A 14,459-nucleotide genomic window follows, 5' to 3' on the forward strand; every position below is an offset into this window, starting at 1 on the left:
GCCGGGCGGGTCGGGGCGGGAGCGAAACGCCCGTTCCCGTGATCGACCCGCCCGGCCCGCGCGACCATCGGCGGGGCGGCCGGGTTATCCGGGCAGTCCCCGTACGGAGAAGAGGTGGTCCCGATGAGCAGGATGGTGCGCGCGGTGCTCGCGCTCGCGCTGGGCGCGACCGGCGGCGCGGTCGCGGCGACGGCCCCGGCCGAGGCCGGCGGCCCGGCGGTCATGATCACGAAGATCTACTACGACCCGCCGGGCACGGACACCCGCACGAACGCGAAGATCAACCAGGAGTACATCGAACTGTGGAACCGCCGGGTGCTCCCGACGAACCTGTACAAGTGGTGGTTCAAGGACGCGCACGGCCACAAGTACACGTTCACCGGCACCTTCCTCGTCCAGCCGAACCGGCGGGTGGTCGTCCGCACCGGCAAGGGGACGAACACGAGCACGACGCGGTACTGGGGGATGGGCAACTACGTCTGGAACAACACCGGGACGGACACGGCCCGCCTGTACAACCCGAACAACCAGCTCATCGACACCTGCGCGTACACCGGCGGCGGCGTCTACAAGACCTGCTGACGCGAACATGGGCTGACACACCTCTCGGCACTCGACGAGGTACTCACCCTCATGATCTCCAACCGGTCCGCGGGCGGCGGGGTCAGAGGCCCTCGCGGGCGGCCCACTCGCGGAGGAGGGTCTCCGCCTCGTCGCGGGACAGCGGACCCCGCTCCAAGCGGGCCTCCTTCAGGTACCGCCACGCCCGCCCGACCACCGGCCCCGGCGGTACCCCGAGCAGTTCCATGATCGCGTTGCCGTCGAGGTCCGGCCGGACCCGGGCCAGGTCCTCGGCGGCCGCGATCCGGGCGATCCGCCCCTCCAGCGCGTCGTAGTCGGCGGCCAGCGCCGCCGCCTTGCGCTTGTTCCGGGTCGTGCAGTCCGACCGGGTGAGCAGGTGCAGCCGGGACAGCAGCGGCCCGGCGTCGGTCACGTACCGGCGCACCGCCGAGTCGGTCCACTCGCCGCGGCCGTACCCGTAGAAGCGCAGGTGCAGCGCGACCAGGTGGGCGACGTCGCCGATCACGTCCTTGGGGTACCGCAGCGCCCGCAGCCGGGTCCGGGCCAGCCGCGCGCCGACGACCTCGTGGTGGTGGAAGCTCACCCGCCCGTCGCCGCTGACCTCCTTGGTGGCCGGCTTGCCGACGTCGTGCAGCAGCGCGGCGAGCCGCAGCACGAGGTCCGGCCCGGTGTCCCGCTCCAGCCGGACGGCGTTGGCGACGACGGTGAGGGTGTGCTCGTACACGTCCTTGTGCTGGGCGTGCTCGTCGATCTCCAGCTTCAGCCCGGCCAGCTCCGGCAGGAACCGGTCGGCCAGCCCGGTGTCGACGAGCAGCCGCAGGCCGGTCACCGGGTCGGCGCCGCAGAGCAGCTTGCTGAACTCGTCCCGGATCCGCTCGGCAGTGATCCGGTCCAGGTCGGCCGCCATCGCGGTCATCGCCGCCCGGACGGCCGGGTCGACGGCGAACCGGAGCTGCGCGGCGAACCGGGCCGCGCGCAGCATCCGCAGCGGGTCGTCGCCGAACGACCGCTCCGGTGGCCCCGGCGTGCGCAGGACCCGGGCGGCGAGGTCGGCGAGCCCGCCGTGCGGGTCGACGAACGCGTGCCCCGGCACGCTGACGGCCATCGCGTTGACGGTGAAGTCGCGGCGGGACAGGTCGCCGGCGAGGTCGGTGCCGTACGCGACGGCCGGGTTGCGGGTGACCCCGTCGTACGCCTCGGCCCGGTACGTGGTGATCTCCAGCCGGAGCCCGCGCCGGGCGACGCCGATCGTGCCGAACTCGCGGCCGGTCTCCCAGATCGCCTCGGCCCAGCCGCGGACGGCGGCCAGCGTCGCCTCGGGCGGCGCGTCGGTGCAGAAGTCGAGGTCGTCGCCGAGCCGGCCGAGCAGGGCGTCGCGGACGGAGCCGCCGACCAGGTACAGCTCGTGCCCGGCGGCGGCGAAGCGGCGCCCCAGCTCGTCGGCGACCGGGGAGACCCGGAGCAGCTCGGCGACGGCGCGGCGCTGGGCGGCGGTCAGCGCGGCGGCGGACGGGCCGGTGGGGGTGGGTGCGTTGGCGGAGGACATCGGTCATGCAGCCTAACCGCCGCGCGCGGCGGCTCACTAAGGTGGGCGAGACGCCCGCGAAGGAGGCCCCGCTTGTCTGGTCGCGTGTACCGCAGTTCCCGCTCCGGCGGCGACCCGGTCGAACCGCCCGCGACCGGCGGCGGCGAGCCCGCGGACCCCGGCGTGGCCGGGCACAGCGCGACGATGGCCGGCCTGACCGTGATCTCCCGGGCGACCGGGTTCCTGCGGACGGCGACGGTGGCCGCGGCGCTGGGCGCGCTGGCGGTGGGCGACGCGTACAGCACCGCGCAGTTCTTCCCCGCGATGATCTACGAGCTGCTGCTCGGCGGCATCCTGTCCAGCGTGCTGGTGCCGGTGCTGGTGCGCCGCCGCCGGTCCGACGCCGACGGCGGCCAGGTGTACACCCAGCGGCTGCTCACCCTCGCGGTGCTCGCGCTGGGCGTGGCCACCGTGCTCGCGGTGGTCGCGGCGCCGCTGCTGACCGCGGTGTTCGCCGGGGCGGGGGCGGGCGAGGAGTACCGCCGGCTGGTCACCCTGCTGTCGTACCTGATGCTGCCGATGATGTTCTTCGCCGGCATGTCGGCGCTGTTCACGGCGATCCTGAACACCCGCGGCCACTTCGCCGCGCCGACCTGGGCGCCGATCCTGAACAACCTCGTGGTGATCGGCATCGGCGGCGTCTTCATCGCGGTGTACGGCCCGAACCGCCCCGAGCTGGCCGACATGTCCGCCGGCGCGATCCTGCTGCTCGGCGGCGGCACCCTGCTCGGCGTGGCCGTCCAGGCCGCCGGCATGTGGCCGGCGCTGCGCCGGGTCGGGTTCACCTGGAAGTGGCGCGGCGGCTTCCGCGAGCTGGACCTCGGCGAGCTGGGCCGGCTGGGCGCCTGGATGTTCTGCTACGTCGTGGTCAGCCAGGTCGGGGTGGTCATCCTGCTCCGGCTGCTGAACAACGCCCGGGCCGAGTCGCCGGCCGGCGCCGCCGGCGTGCTGGTCTACAACAACGTGTACCTGCTGATGATGATGGCCCACGGCATCGTCGCCGTCTCGATCATCACCGCGCTGCTGCCGCGGATGAGCGCCGCCGCCGCGGACTTCCGGCTGAGCGACCTGGCCGCGGACCTGTCCCGCGGCACCCGGATGACCACCGCGGTGCTCGCCCCGATCGCCGTCGCCTTCGCGGTGCTGGCCGAGCCGATCGCGGTGACGCTGTTCGAGCACAACGCGATCACCTCCGCCGACTCCCGCCGGACGGCCGAGGTGTTGGTGCTGGCGGCGCTCGCGCTGATCCCGTTCGCGCTGAGCCAGCTCTTCACGTTCGCCTACTACGCCCTGCCCGACACGCGGACGCCCGCCCTGATCAACATCCCGGTCGTGGTGCTGCGGGTGGCGGTGCAGGTCGCGCTGTACCTCGCCCTGGGCGCGGCGCTGGCCGCCGTCGGGGTGATGATCGGCAACGCCGTCTCGTACGTCGCCGCGGCGGTCATCTCGGCCGCGCTGCTGCGCGGCCGGATCGGACGGATCGGACTGCGTGGGATCCTGCTCACATTCGGCAGGGTCGCGCTGGCCGCCGGGGGCGCGGCGCTGGCCGGTTGGCTGCTCGTGGGCGTCCTGCCGGGCGGCGATCCGCTACCCACCGGCGCAGCATTGATCCGATTGGCCCTGGGTGGCGTGGTTATCGTTGGCGCGTACCTCGGCCTGGCCCGCCTGGTCCGGCTGCGGGAGATCGATGATGTGCTGGGCCTGGTGGCCCGAAAGCTGCGACGATAGGACCAGCGCACGCGACGACGTGTCGCTGTTCTACCCCTGACGGGTATCGTGCGGTGGGACGACGTCGCCGCGCCGCGGGGGCCGACTCCCCGCCGACCCCGGGGACCGGAGCGGTCCGGCACCCGGCTCGGCCGGGGACGCCGGACCGGCGGCACCCGCGGGCCGGAGGCGCGCCGCGGCCACCGGCACCCGGTGGCCACCGAGTCGGCACCACCGACGGGCCCCGAGGAGGACGGGTGACGCAGGTCGAGCAGGGCCGCGATGCCACTGAGGCACTGCCGGACGCCCCGACCCACGGCGCTCCCACCGTCGGCGACCTCCTGGCCGACCGGTACGAGCTGGTCGCCCACATCTCCGAGGACGCCGTGGGCCGGCAGGTCTGGCGCGGCGTCGACGTGATCCTGCGCCGCCCCGTCGCGGTGGTGCTGCGCTACCCCGGCGGCGAGCGGGCGGCCGAGATGCTCCGCGCGGCCGTCGCCGCGAGCCGGGTCGTGCACCCCAACCTGGTCGGCGTGTACGACGCCGTGGACGAGGCGGACCGCGCGTTCGTCGTCCGCGAGTGGGTCGAGGGCGCCTCGCTGCGCGAGATCGTCGCCGCCGAGGGCCCGCTGGACCCGGGCCGGGCGACCACGATCGCGCACGCCGTCGCCGCGGCGATCGCCGCGGTGCACGCCACCGGCATGGTGCACGGCAACATCCACCCCGGTACGGTCCTCGTCGCCCAGGACGGCCGGGTCGTCCTCGCCGACGCCCGCACCGACCGGGACACCACCGTCGCCACGGACGTGCGCTGCGTCGGCGGCACCCTGTACTTCGCGCTGACCGGCCACTGGCCGGGCACCGAGCTGACCCCCGCGCCGGGCGTGCCGGACGCGATCCGGGACGCCGCCGGCAACGCCATCGCCCCGCGGCAGATGCGCGCCGGCGTGCCGGACCACCTGGACGCGTTCACGATGGCGCTGCTCGACCAGCGCGACCCGGCCCCGCCGTCCGACCTGGTATCCGCTGATCTGTCCCGGTTCGACACCGACCCGGCGGACGCGCTGCTGGACGAGCCCAGCCCGGTCCGGTTCGGCGCCGACTCCACTGTCGCGCTGCGCCGCGGCCGGACCCCGTACGGCAAGATCCTCGCCGGCGTGCTCGCGCTGGTCGTGCTCGCGGTCGCCGGTACGTTCGTCGGCCTCCGGCTGCTCGGCGGCTCCGCCGACCCCGGCGCGACCACCCCGACGCCCGGCGCCCAGCCGTCCCCGCAGCGCAGCGGCGCCGCGCTGGACCCCAAGCCGATCCCGCTCAGCGGCGCGCAGGTCCGCATCGTCGACCCCGGCGGCGACCGCACCGAGCTGGACGACGCCGGCGCCATCGTCGACGGCGACGCCGACACCGAGTGGGAGACCCAGCGGTACACCTCCCCGCTCACCGCCGTGAAGCCCGGCATGGGCATCCTGCTGGACCTCGGCGGGCCGCGCCGGGTCAGCTCGATCCGGGCCGACTTCTCCGCCGGTGGCGCGGCGGTCAGCCTGCGCCACGGCACCGCCGACCCCGGCGCCAGCGCCGGCGGCGACCGCGCCGTGCTGTCCTCGTACCGGAACCTGACCCGGGCCGTCACCGCGAGCGGCACCTGGGCGTACGGCGACTTCGACCCCAACGCCACGTACCGGTACCTGATGCTCTGGATCACCGCCCTGCCGTCGGACGGCACCGGCGGCTACAAGCTCGGCGTCCGGGAGATCGTTGTCGAGGGCCCGTGACCGCACCCGAAACCACCGATCTGGAGCTGCTCCGCGCACACGTGGCGGGTGACCCGCACGCGTTCGCCGAGCTGTTCATGCGCCACCGGGACCGGCTGTGGGCCGCGGCGATCCGCACCCTGCGCGACCGCGAGGAGGCCGAGGACGCGCTCCAGGACGCCCTGCTCTCGGCCCACCGCGCGGCCCCGCGCTTCCGCGGCGACTCGGCCGTCACCACCTGGCTGCACCGGATCGTGGTCAACGCCTGCCTGGACCGCATCCGCCGGCGCAAGGCCCACCCGACGGTGGCGCTCGGCGACGGCAGCCACGACGACGACGCCCCGAGCGCGCCCGAGCCGGTCGCCCCGGTGGCCGACCACGACACCCGGCTGGTGGTCTGGGAGGCCCTCGGCAAGCTCCCCGCCGACCAGCGGGCCGCGCTGGTCCTGGTGGACGTCCACGGGTACGCCGTGGCCGAGACCGCGGCCATGCTCGGCATCGCCGAGGGCACCGTCAAGAGCCGCTGCGCCCGCGGCCGGGCCAAGCTCGCCGGCATCCTGGGCCACCTCCGCGAATCCCCCGTGATCGGCGGGAACCGCGGGTCGGCGGCCGGCGTCCGATCGGGGACAGGAGCGCCACGAGACGGTTCCCCGTCGGCGGGCGTGAGCCAGGAGGAGCACGAGTGACCGGGACGTTCGATGCAGGTGGCACGCGGGACGCGGGTGCCGAGCTGACACCTGCCCAGCGCGATCTGCTCGCCGACTACGTCGGTGGGGCGCTGGCGGACACCCCGGTCGAGGCCGAGGTCGCGCAGTGGGTGGCTGCCGACCCGGCTTGGCGGCGGGCGCACGACACGCTCGTCGCCGGCTTCTCGGCCGTACAGGTGGACCTGCGCTCCTGGGCAGAGGCGCCGGAGCCGATGCCCGACGACGTCGCCGCGCGGTTGGCAGCCGTGCTGCGCGCCGAGGGCATCGGCCCGGCGCCTACGGGGGCGCCCGACGCCCCGCTCGCCCCGGTCGTCCCCATCGGGGTCGCCACGGGCCGCCGGCGCCGCGCCGCGCCGCCGCGCTGGCTCGGCCGGGTCGCCGTTGCCGCGGGCGTGCTCGCGGTCGCCGGGGTCGGCGTGACCGTCACCGCCGAGCTGCGCTCGGGCGGCGACGAGCCCTCCCGCAGCGTGGCCGACGCGCCGGGCGTCTCGCCGCTGGCCGACGAGCGCACCCGCGCCGCCAACAGCCCCGAGGCCGTCGTCATCCAGGTCAGCGGCACCACGTACGCCCCTGCCGCCCTGGCCGGCGCGGCCGCCCTGGCCGGCGAGCGCGCCGTCACGAGCCCCGACTTGACAAAAGTTCCGCCGGCGCTGCGCCGGCTCACCGACTCCGCCGCCCTGGACGCCTGCCTGAACGCGCTGCGCCTGGCCCACCCGCAGACCGCGCGGGTGCGGCTGGTCGACTTCGCGGCCGTGGGCGGCCAGCCGGCCCTGGTCGTGGTCAGTGAGGACCGCGACCGCAGCAGTGCGGTCACGGCGCTCGGCGCCGACTGCGGCGCGGTGCCGGGCAACGCCCGGATCCTCCGCCGGGTCGCCGCGCGCTGAGCGCTGCCCCGCCCGCCCCCCGGGGCGGAATGCCGGTACGTACGATGGCGTTCACCCGTATGACGATCGCGTACGGCGGCGCCGGCAGTGCCCCCCTCCCCGGCGGGACCGCGGTGCCATGGCCTCACACACCCCAGGGGAGTCGGCGTTGTCCGAGATTCGTGAACTGATCATCATTGGCTCCGGCCCGGCCGGCTACACGGCGGCCATCTACGCCGCCCGGGCCAACCTGCGCCCGCTGGTGATCGAGGGCGTGCAGTCCGGCGGCGCGCTGATGACGACCACCGACGTGGAGAACTTCCCCGGCTTCCCCGACGGCATCATGGGCCCCGAGCTGATGGACGCCCAGCGCAAGCAGGCCGAGCGGTTCGGCGCCGAGTTCCTCACCGACGACGCCACCGCGGTCGAGCTGGCCGGCGACGTCAAGACCGTCCGGGTCGGCGCCGCCGAGTACCGGGCCCGCGCGGTGATCCTCACCACCGGCTCGGCCTGGCGGCCGCTGGGCGTACCGGGCGAGCAGGAGCTGCTCGGCCACGGCGTCTCGTCCTGCGCGACCTGCGACGGCTTCTTCTTCCGCGACCAGCACATCGCGGTGGTCGGCGGCGGCGACTCGGCGATGGAGGAGGCGACGTTCCTCACGAAGTTCGCCGCCTCGGTGACGATCGTGCACCGCCGCGAGGAGTTCCGCGCCAGCAAGATCATGGCCGAGCGGGCGCTGAAGAACGACAAGATCAAGGTCGCCTGGAACAGCGTCGTCGAGGAGATCGTCGGCGCCGGCGGCAAGGTGGCGGGCGCCCGCCTGCGCGACACGACCACCGGCGAGACCCGGATCCTGGACGTGACCGGCGTGTTCGTGGCCATCGGCCACATCCCGCGCAGCGACCTGTTCCGCGACCAGGTCGAGACCGACGCCGACGGCTACGTCACCGTCGCCGCCCCGACCACCCGGACCAGCCTGCCCGGCGTGTTCGCCGCGGGCGACGTGGTCGACCACACGTACCGGCAGGCGATCACCGCCGCCGGCACGGGCTGCGCCGCGGCCCTGGACGCCGAGCGGTACATCGCCGCGCTGGGCTGACCCCGGCCCGAGTTTTCGCGAGTGGGGCGCACGGCCCCGCACCGGAGGAGGTAGTACCCGTGGGATCCATGAAGGCGGTCACCGACGCCACGTTCGTCGCTGACGTCCTGCAGTCCGACACCCCGGTCCTGGTGGACTTCTGGGCCGACTGGTGCGCGCCGTGCAAGAAGGTCGCCCCCGTACTCGACGAGATCGCCGGCGAGATGGGCGAGAAGGTCCGCATCGTGAAGCTGAACATCGACGAGAACCCGGAGACCGCCCGCGCGTACCGGATCATGTCGGTGCCGACGCTGACGGTGTTCAAGGGCGGCGAGCCGGTGCAGTCCGTGGCCGGCGCCAAGCCCAAGGGCGAGCTGATCAAGCTCATCGAATCCGCCCTCTGACGAGTTCGCTCGCGCGCAGCCGCGGCGCCGCCCGACCGGGCCGGCGCCGCGGCTGCCGCCGTTCCGGGCCCGGTGCGCCCGTGACCCACGCCCGGTACGCACCGAGAGTCGCGGGTGGACCGCTCCACGTGGTCGCCCCGCGCGCACTCCGGGCCGACCGCATCCGGTGCGGCAGCATGGGGTCGGTGGGCCGGCGCCGGCCCACCCATGGTGCGTCGCGTCCGGACCTGGCACCGCCATCGCGGGTACGCTTCCGGCATAACGGACGGTCACGGGCAGGAGGACTTCCAGGTGCGGCCCATCCGACACGGTGACACCGGTCCGGCGGTCATCGAGATCAGCACGATCCTGCACGAGCTGCGGCTCGTCGACCGCGCCGACCGGGACACCTTCGACCGGCACGTCGAGCACGGCGTCCGCCGGTTCCAGCAGGACCGCGGGCTCACCATCGACGGTACGGTCGGCGCCGAGACCTGGCACGCCCTCGACGCCGCGCGCTGGCGGCTCGGCTCGCGCACCCTGCACCACGCCGTGTCGGCGCCGCTCGTCGGCGAGGACGTCCGCGAACTCCAGGAGCGCCTCCTCGAACTGGGCTACGACCCGCGCCGCCCGGACGGCGTCTACGCCGCCGCGACCGCCCGCGCGGTGGCCCAGTTCCAGCGCGAGGTCGGCCTGTTCCCCGACGGCTCGTGCGGCCCGCAGACCGTCGCCGCGCTGGACCGGCTCGGCCGCAAGGTCGTCGGCGGCCGCCCGCAGTGGCTGCGCGAGACCGAGCGGTTCCGCCACTCCGGCCCGAACCTCGTCGGCAAGACCATCGTCGTCGACCCCGGCCACGGCGGCCCCGACGCCGGCATCACCGCCGGCGCGCGGCACGAGGCCGAGCTGGTGTTCGACCTCGCCTCCCGGCTGCAGGGCCGGCTGGCCGCCGCCGGCATGCGCGCGCACCTCACCCGCGGCCCGCGGCCCGCGCAGCGGGTCCCGGACGCCGACCGGGCCGCCCTCGCCAACACCCTCGACGCCGACCTGCTGATCTCGCTGCACGTCGACGCGCACCGCAACCCCGCGGCCGAGGGGGTGTCCACGTACCACTACGGCGTCACCAGCGGCGCCACCTCGACGGTCGGCGAGCGGCTCGCCGGGCTGGTCCAGCGGGAGATCGTCGCACGCACCGGGCTGCGCGACTGCCGGGTGCACGCCAAGAGCTGGGAGCTGCTGCGGCTCACCCGGATGCCGGCGGTGCGGGTGGACGTCGGGTACCTCACCAACGCGGGCGACGCGGCGCGGCTGACCGAGCCGGGCACGCTGGACCGGATCGTGGACGCGATCGTGGCGGCGGTGCAGCGGATGTACATCCCGCTGGAGCACGACGTGCCGACGGGCTCGATCGACGTCCGGCAGCTACGCGCGGCGCTGGCCGAGGCCCGCCGCACCTGACCGCGCCGCGTTCGGCCGGCCCTCCCCGGAGCGGCCGCACCGACGGTTGGCACGGCCGTACAATCGGTCCGGCCGCGTGTCCCGGCAGGCCGGTTCGGCGTGGATCGGGAGAGGGTCGGTTCTGCGGCGGTGGTCGGTCAGACGGCGGCGGGGTTGGACGGGGTGCGGGCGACCGGCCGGACCGGGCGCAGCAGCGTCTCGGGGCTCATCGAGCCGAGCAGCTTCTCCAGCGCGTACTCCACGTCGGACTTCCAGGACAGCGCCGTGCGCAGTTCGAGCCGCAGCCGCGGGTACCGGGGGTGCGGCCGGACCGTCTTGAACCCCACCGACAGGTAGAAGTCCGCCGGCGCCACGCACGTGCCGCCCTTGTGGTCGTCGTCCGGGTCGCCGAACTTCGCGTCGCCGAACGCCTCGATCGCCCGCACGCCCCGCTTGGTCAGGTCGCGCGCGACGCCCTGCAGCAGCATCCGCCCGAGCCCCCCGCCGGCGAACGCGCTGACCACGTGGGCGGTGGTCAACAGGACGGAGTCGGCCGACACCGGCGAGGTCGGGAACGCCATGCTCCGCGGCACGTACGCCGGCGGCGCGTACATGATGAACCCGGCCGGCATGCCGTCGACGTACGCGAGCTTGCCGCACGACCCCCACTCCAGCAGGGTCTGCGACACCCATGCCTCTTTCTCCAGGCCGGGGTCGCCGGTGGCGCACGCCCGCTCGGCGGCGACGGGGTCCAGTTCCCAGTACACGCACTGCCGGCACGACCGCGGCAGGTCCTCGAGGGTGTCGAGGGTCAGGGATACGAGTCGGCGGGACATCAGCGGCCCCGGAGCGGGGATCGTACGACGTGTTCCACCACGACTGCGTGGTCCGGCACCGGCGCCTCCTCTGACAGCTCGCGCCCCGCCGCCCGAGCCGGCCGCGGGACGTCCCGCGGGAGCACCCGCGGCAGCCGTCCGGGTCGACCGTCGGTCGACCGGTCGCACAGTGGGCCCGCTCGGACCGGGCGCGCGCCCGGTCCGGCCGACCCGAGCCGACCCGCCCGAGCCGGCCCCGGGCCCGCCGGTACCGGAACTGCTGGTACCGAGCACGGTGAGGGCCGGCCCGATCGATTGGCTCGTCCGATCGAGGCCCATCGTCGATGGTACGCCCGTTCGGTCCCCTCGGGGGAGAGGTCACCACCCCCGAACCGCATACATACATCCTGCGTAGTACGACGGTGACCAGTGATCGAAGAGGGCGCGGGCTTGCCCCGAGCGCTTACCATCGATGGGTCATCCCCGGCCCGAGAGGCACCCGCGTGTCCGGTACGACTCACGACGACTACACCGATCGATACGCCCGGCGCGTGCGCGGCATGACCGCGTCCGAGATCCGGGCCCTCTTCGCCGTGGCGAGCCGGCCCGAGGTCGTCTCGCTGGCCGGCGGCGCGCCCTACGTCGCCGCCCTCCCGCTCGACGCCGTCGGCGAGATGCTGGCCTCGCTCGCCGCCGAGCACGGCCCGACCACCCTGCAGTACGGCATCGGCCAGGGCACCCTCGAACTGCGCGAGGGCATCTGCGAGGTGATGGCCGAGTCCGGCATCGAGGGCTCCCCCGAGGACGTCGTCGTGACCGTCGGCGGGCAGCAGGCGCTCGACCTGGTCGGCCGGCTGTTCCTCGACCCCGGCGACCTGATCCTCGCCGAGGGGCCCACGTACGTCGGCGCGCTCGGCGTCTTCCAGGCCGCGCAGGCCCGGGTCCGGCACGTGCCGATGGACGACGACGGGGTCATCCCCGCGGCGCTCGCCGAGGCGCTCGACGCCGCCGCCCGGGCGGGCGACCGGGTGAAGTTCTTCTACACGATCCCCACGTACCAGAACCCGGCCGGCGTCACGCTCACCGAGGAGCGCCGCGAGGAGGTCCTCGACATCTGCGAACGGGCCGGGGTGCTCGTCGTCGAGGACGACCCGTACGGCCAGCTCGGCTTCGACGGGCCGGCGCCGCGGCCGCTGCGCGCGCGGCGGCGGGACGGGGTGCTGTACCTGAGCACGTTCTCCAAGACGTTCGCGCCGGGGCTGCGGGTGGGCTGGATCCTCGCCCCGCACGCCGTCCGGGAGAAGCTCGTCATCGCCAGCGAGGCGCAGATCCTCTGCCCGAGCGCGTTCGCCCAGGCGGCCGTCGCCGGGTACCTGCGCACGATGCCGTGGCGGGACCAGCTCAAGACGTACCGCGAGATCTACCGGGAACGGCGGGACGCGCTGCTCGCCGCGCTCGGCGACCTGATGCCCGCCGGGCTCACCTGGACGACGCCGGCCGGCGGCCTGTTCGTCTGGGCGACGCTGCCGGCCGGCCTGGACGCCAAGGCGATGATGCCGCGGGCGATCGCCGCCCGGGTCGCGTACGTGCCGGGGACCGGCTTCTACGCCGACGGCGGCGGCCACCACCACCTCCGGCTCAACTTCTCCTTCCCGCCGCCGGACCGCATCCGCGAGGGCGTCCGCCGGCTCGCCGGGGTCGTCGAACAGGAGCTGGCGACGCGGTCGATCTTCGGCCGCACGGTCGAGGGCCCGCACCGCCGGGTGCGCCCCGGGGCGGACGCGCCCGGCCCCGACTTGGCATGATTCCCGCATGAGCGAACCGCGATCCGCCGCCGGCCTGCACGTGCTCGTCCTCGCCGGCGGGCTCTCGTACGAGCGCGAGGTCTCCCTCCGCTCCGGCCGGCGGGCGGTCGACGCGCTCCGCGGCGCCGGCGTGGACGCCGTCCTGCACGACGCCGACGCGACGCTCATCCCGACCCTCGTCGCCGACCCGCCGGACGCCGTCCTGATCGCCCTGCACGGCGGGTCCGGTGAGGACGGTTCGCTGCGGGCCATCCTCGACCTCGCCGGCGTCCCGTACGTCGGCGCGGACGCGCGCTCCGCTCGGCTCGCCTGGGACAAGCCGGCGGCGAAGGCGGTGCTGCGGTCGGCGGGCGTACCGACGCCGGACTGGGTGGCGCTGCCGCAGGACCGCTTCTCCGAGCTGGGCGGCGCCGCGATCCTCGGCCGGGTCACGGCGGGGATGGGCCTGCCGGTCATCGTGAAGCCGGCGCAGGGCGGCTCGGGGCTCGGGGTCACGCCGGTGACGACGGCGGAGGGGCTGCCGGCGGCGATGGTGAGCTGCTTCGGGTACGACTCCACGGCGTTGGTGGAGCGGTTCGTGCCGGGGGTGGACGTGGCGGTCTCGGTGGTCGACCGGGGGAACGGCCCCGAGGCGCTGCCGCCGGTCGAGATCACGCCGCACGCCGGGGTGTACGACTACGCGGCCCGGTACACGGCGGGGCTGACGACGTGGCACGCGCCGGCCCGGCTGGCACCGGAGACGCTGGCACGGGTGCAGGAGTTGGCCGTACGGGCGCATGTGGCGCTCGGGCTGAGGGACCTGTCGCGGGTCGACCTCATCGTGCCGAGCGAGGGGGATCCGCAGGTGCTCGAAGTGAACGTCGCGCCGGGGCTGACGGAAACGTCGTTGCTGCCGATGGCGGTGAGTGCGGCGGAGTGGAACTTCGGCGAGCTGCTGGCGGTGCTGACGCGGCGAGCCGCCGACACCAAGCGCTGATACACGCAACGAACGAGCCCGCGAGCCTCTGTTTCACGTGAAACGGGGCTGCGGGCTCTTCGCTACTCTTACAAGCTCTGTTTCACGTGAAACGACGACCACCGGGCTTGCTGCTGCACCCGTAAGCCGTGTTCCACGTGAAACAGCTACCCGTCGCTCGGCGGCGCCGCTACTGAACACCGACCGTGCGTATGCGTTGGCTCTCGGACAGCCGGTCGCTTGGTTTCACGTGAAACGCTTCAAGCTGCACTACCGAAGCTGGGCTTCGATGCTATGGACATCGATGCCTCGCCTTGTCTGCACGGGGTTGCCGTCCGCCTCAGACCTTGTTTCACATGAAACGAGGTCGATGGATCTGGGATGTCCGCATGCTCCGAGGATCGCTGAACGATCGAACGGGAAGCGCGCCTTCATAGGTTTCACGTGAAACTAGGCGACAACGATCGCCCACTGTTCGCGCATATGTGAGCGCGGACAGGAGCGCGGACGTGAGAGTGGACGTGGGCGTGATCATGGCGTGGGAGAAACGGTGTTTCGCGTGAAACGCCACGGACAGCGCCTCCGTTTCACGTGAAACTCGTAAGACCGCCACCGTTGTTCGAGCGGCTCACGGGTCATCGTTGGCGAAAGCGCTGTCCCACAGTTTGGTGCTATTCCGGACTAGCGCGATCTCAGCATATTGAGCAATGATGCCCACAATGTGCGGGTCGCCGGCTACCGCCAGTAGCGTCTGCCGAATGCTACCTGAGTGACGAAAGTAAGGCCGGAATCCGGTT

General features: G+C 74.0%; 12 protein-coding genes. 10 read left to right on the top strand and 2 right to left on the bottom strand.

All coding sequences use genetic code 11. From position 1 onward, the window contains the following. Window positions 1-123 precede the first annotated feature (123 nt). Window positions 124-582 (top strand): lamin tail domain-containing protein, encoded by a 459-nt coding sequence (locus IEY94_RS08405; RefSeq protein ID WP_229783441.1) that lies wholly within the window; start codon window positions 124-126, stop codon window positions 580-582. An 82-nt stretch (window positions 583-664) separates the two neighbouring features. Here IEY94_RS08405 and IEY94_RS08410 read toward each other — a convergent pair whose 3' ends face one another. Then, entirely contained in the window at window positions 665-2,128 is a 1,464-nt protein-coding gene (locus tag IEY94_RS08410) for a CCA tRNA nucleotidyltransferase (RefSeq protein ID WP_189169527.1), read from the bottom strand. 72 nt (window positions 2,129-2,200) lie between these two features. On the opposite strand from IEY94_RS08410, the gene murJ reads away from it, so the two are divergent. From murJ to IEY94_RS08445, 7 genes are all read left to right on the top strand, one after another. After that, the gene (gene murJ / locus IEY94_RS08415; protein ID WP_189169528.1) at window positions 2,201-3,895 is read left to right on the top strand and encodes a murein biosynthesis integral membrane protein MurJ; all 1,695 of its coding nucleotides are present in this window, start codon (window positions 2,201-2,203) and stop codon (window positions 3,893-3,895) included. A gap of 236 nt (window positions 3,896-4,131) precedes the next feature. Next, a complete protein-coding gene (locus IEY94_RS08420) occupies window positions 4,132-5,643 on the top strand; it encodes a protein kinase family protein (RefSeq protein ID WP_189169529.1) in 1,512 nt (503 codons plus the stop codon). Then, a complete protein-coding gene (gene sigM, locus IEY94_RS08425; RefSeq protein WP_189169530.1) occupies window positions 5,640-6,308 on the top strand; it encodes an RNA polymerase sigma factor SigM in 669 nt (222 codons plus the stop codon). Before IEY94_RS08420 ends, sigM begins: the two co-directional genes overlap by 4 nt. Further along, complete coding sequence (locus IEY94_RS08430) at window positions 6,305-7,213, top strand: RsmA family anti-sigma factor (RefSeq protein ID WP_189169531.1); 909 nt, start codon at window positions 6,305-6,307, stop codon at window positions 7,211-7,213. The genes sigM and IEY94_RS08430 overlap by 4 nt, the downstream gene beginning before the upstream one ends. A 148-nt stretch (window positions 7,214-7,361) precedes the next feature. Then, window positions 7,362-8,291, top strand: coding sequence for a thioredoxin-disulfide reductase (trxB, locus tag IEY94_RS08435; protein ID WP_189169532.1), 930 nt, complete (start codon window positions 7,362-7,364; stop codon window positions 8,289-8,291). Window positions 8,292-8,350: 59 nt separating this feature from the next. After that, window positions 8,351-8,674 carry a thioredoxin gene (gene trxA / locus IEY94_RS08440; protein WP_189169533.1) on the top strand — a complete coding sequence of 108 codons (324 nt, stop codon included), beginning with the start codon at window positions 8,351-8,353 and terminating at the stop codon, window positions 8,672-8,674. A gap of 291 nt (window positions 8,675-8,965) precedes the next feature. Further along, window positions 8,966-10,108, top strand: coding sequence for an N-acetylmuramoyl-L-alanine amidase (locus IEY94_RS08445; RefSeq protein WP_189169534.1), 1,143 nt, complete (start codon window positions 8,966-8,968; stop codon window positions 10,106-10,108). 137 nt (window positions 10,109-10,245) lie between these two features. On the opposite strand, the gene IEY94_RS08450 is transcribed toward IEY94_RS08445, so the two are convergent. Beyond that, window positions 10,246-10,923: a GNAT family N-acetyltransferase gene (locus IEY94_RS08450; RefSeq protein ID WP_189169535.1), complete on the bottom strand. Its 678-nt coding sequence runs from the start codon at window positions 10,921-10,923 to the stop codon at window positions 10,246-10,248. 482 nt (window positions 10,924-11,405) lie between these two features. Between IEY94_RS08450 and IEY94_RS08455 the strand changes: the two genes are divergently transcribed. Beyond that, a complete protein-coding gene (locus IEY94_RS08455; RefSeq protein WP_189169536.1) occupies window positions 11,406-12,707 on the top strand; it encodes an aminotransferase-like domain-containing protein in 1,302 nt (433 codons plus the stop codon). 7 nt (window positions 12,708-12,714) lie between these two features. Continuing rightward, window positions 12,715-13,683: a D-alanine--D-alanine ligase family protein gene (locus tag IEY94_RS08460; RefSeq protein WP_189169537.1), complete on the top strand. Its 969-nt coding sequence runs from the start codon at window positions 12,715-12,717 to the stop codon at window positions 13,681-13,683. The last annotated feature ends 776 nt before the right edge of the window (window positions 13,684-14,459 follow it).

Source organism: Pilimelia anulata (genome assembly GCF_014647895.1).
In the GTDB taxonomy this organism is placed as follows: Bacteria; Actinomycetota; Actinomycetes; order Mycobacteriales; family Micromonosporaceae; genus Pilimelia; species Pilimelia anulata.

What these genes read in the sequence shown, in the direction of transcription:
- IEY94_RS08405 (WP_229783441.1), top strand. Translation starts at nt 124, where the DNA reads ATGAGCAGGATGGTGCGCGCGGTGCTCGCGCTCGCGCTGGGCGCGACC.
- IEY94_RS08410 (WP_189169527.1), bottom strand. Translation starts at nt 2,128, where the DNA reads ATGTCCTCCGCCAACGCACCCACCCCCACCGGCCCGTCCGCCGCCGCG.
- IEY94_RS08450 (WP_189169535.1), bottom strand. Translation starts at nt 10,923, where the DNA reads ATGTCCCGCCGACTCGTATCCCTGACCCTCGACACCCTCGAGGACCTG.
- IEY94_RS08460 (WP_189169537.1), top strand. Translation starts at nt 12,715, where the DNA reads ATGAGCGAACCGCGATCCGCCGCCGGCCTGCACGTGCTCGTCCTCGCC.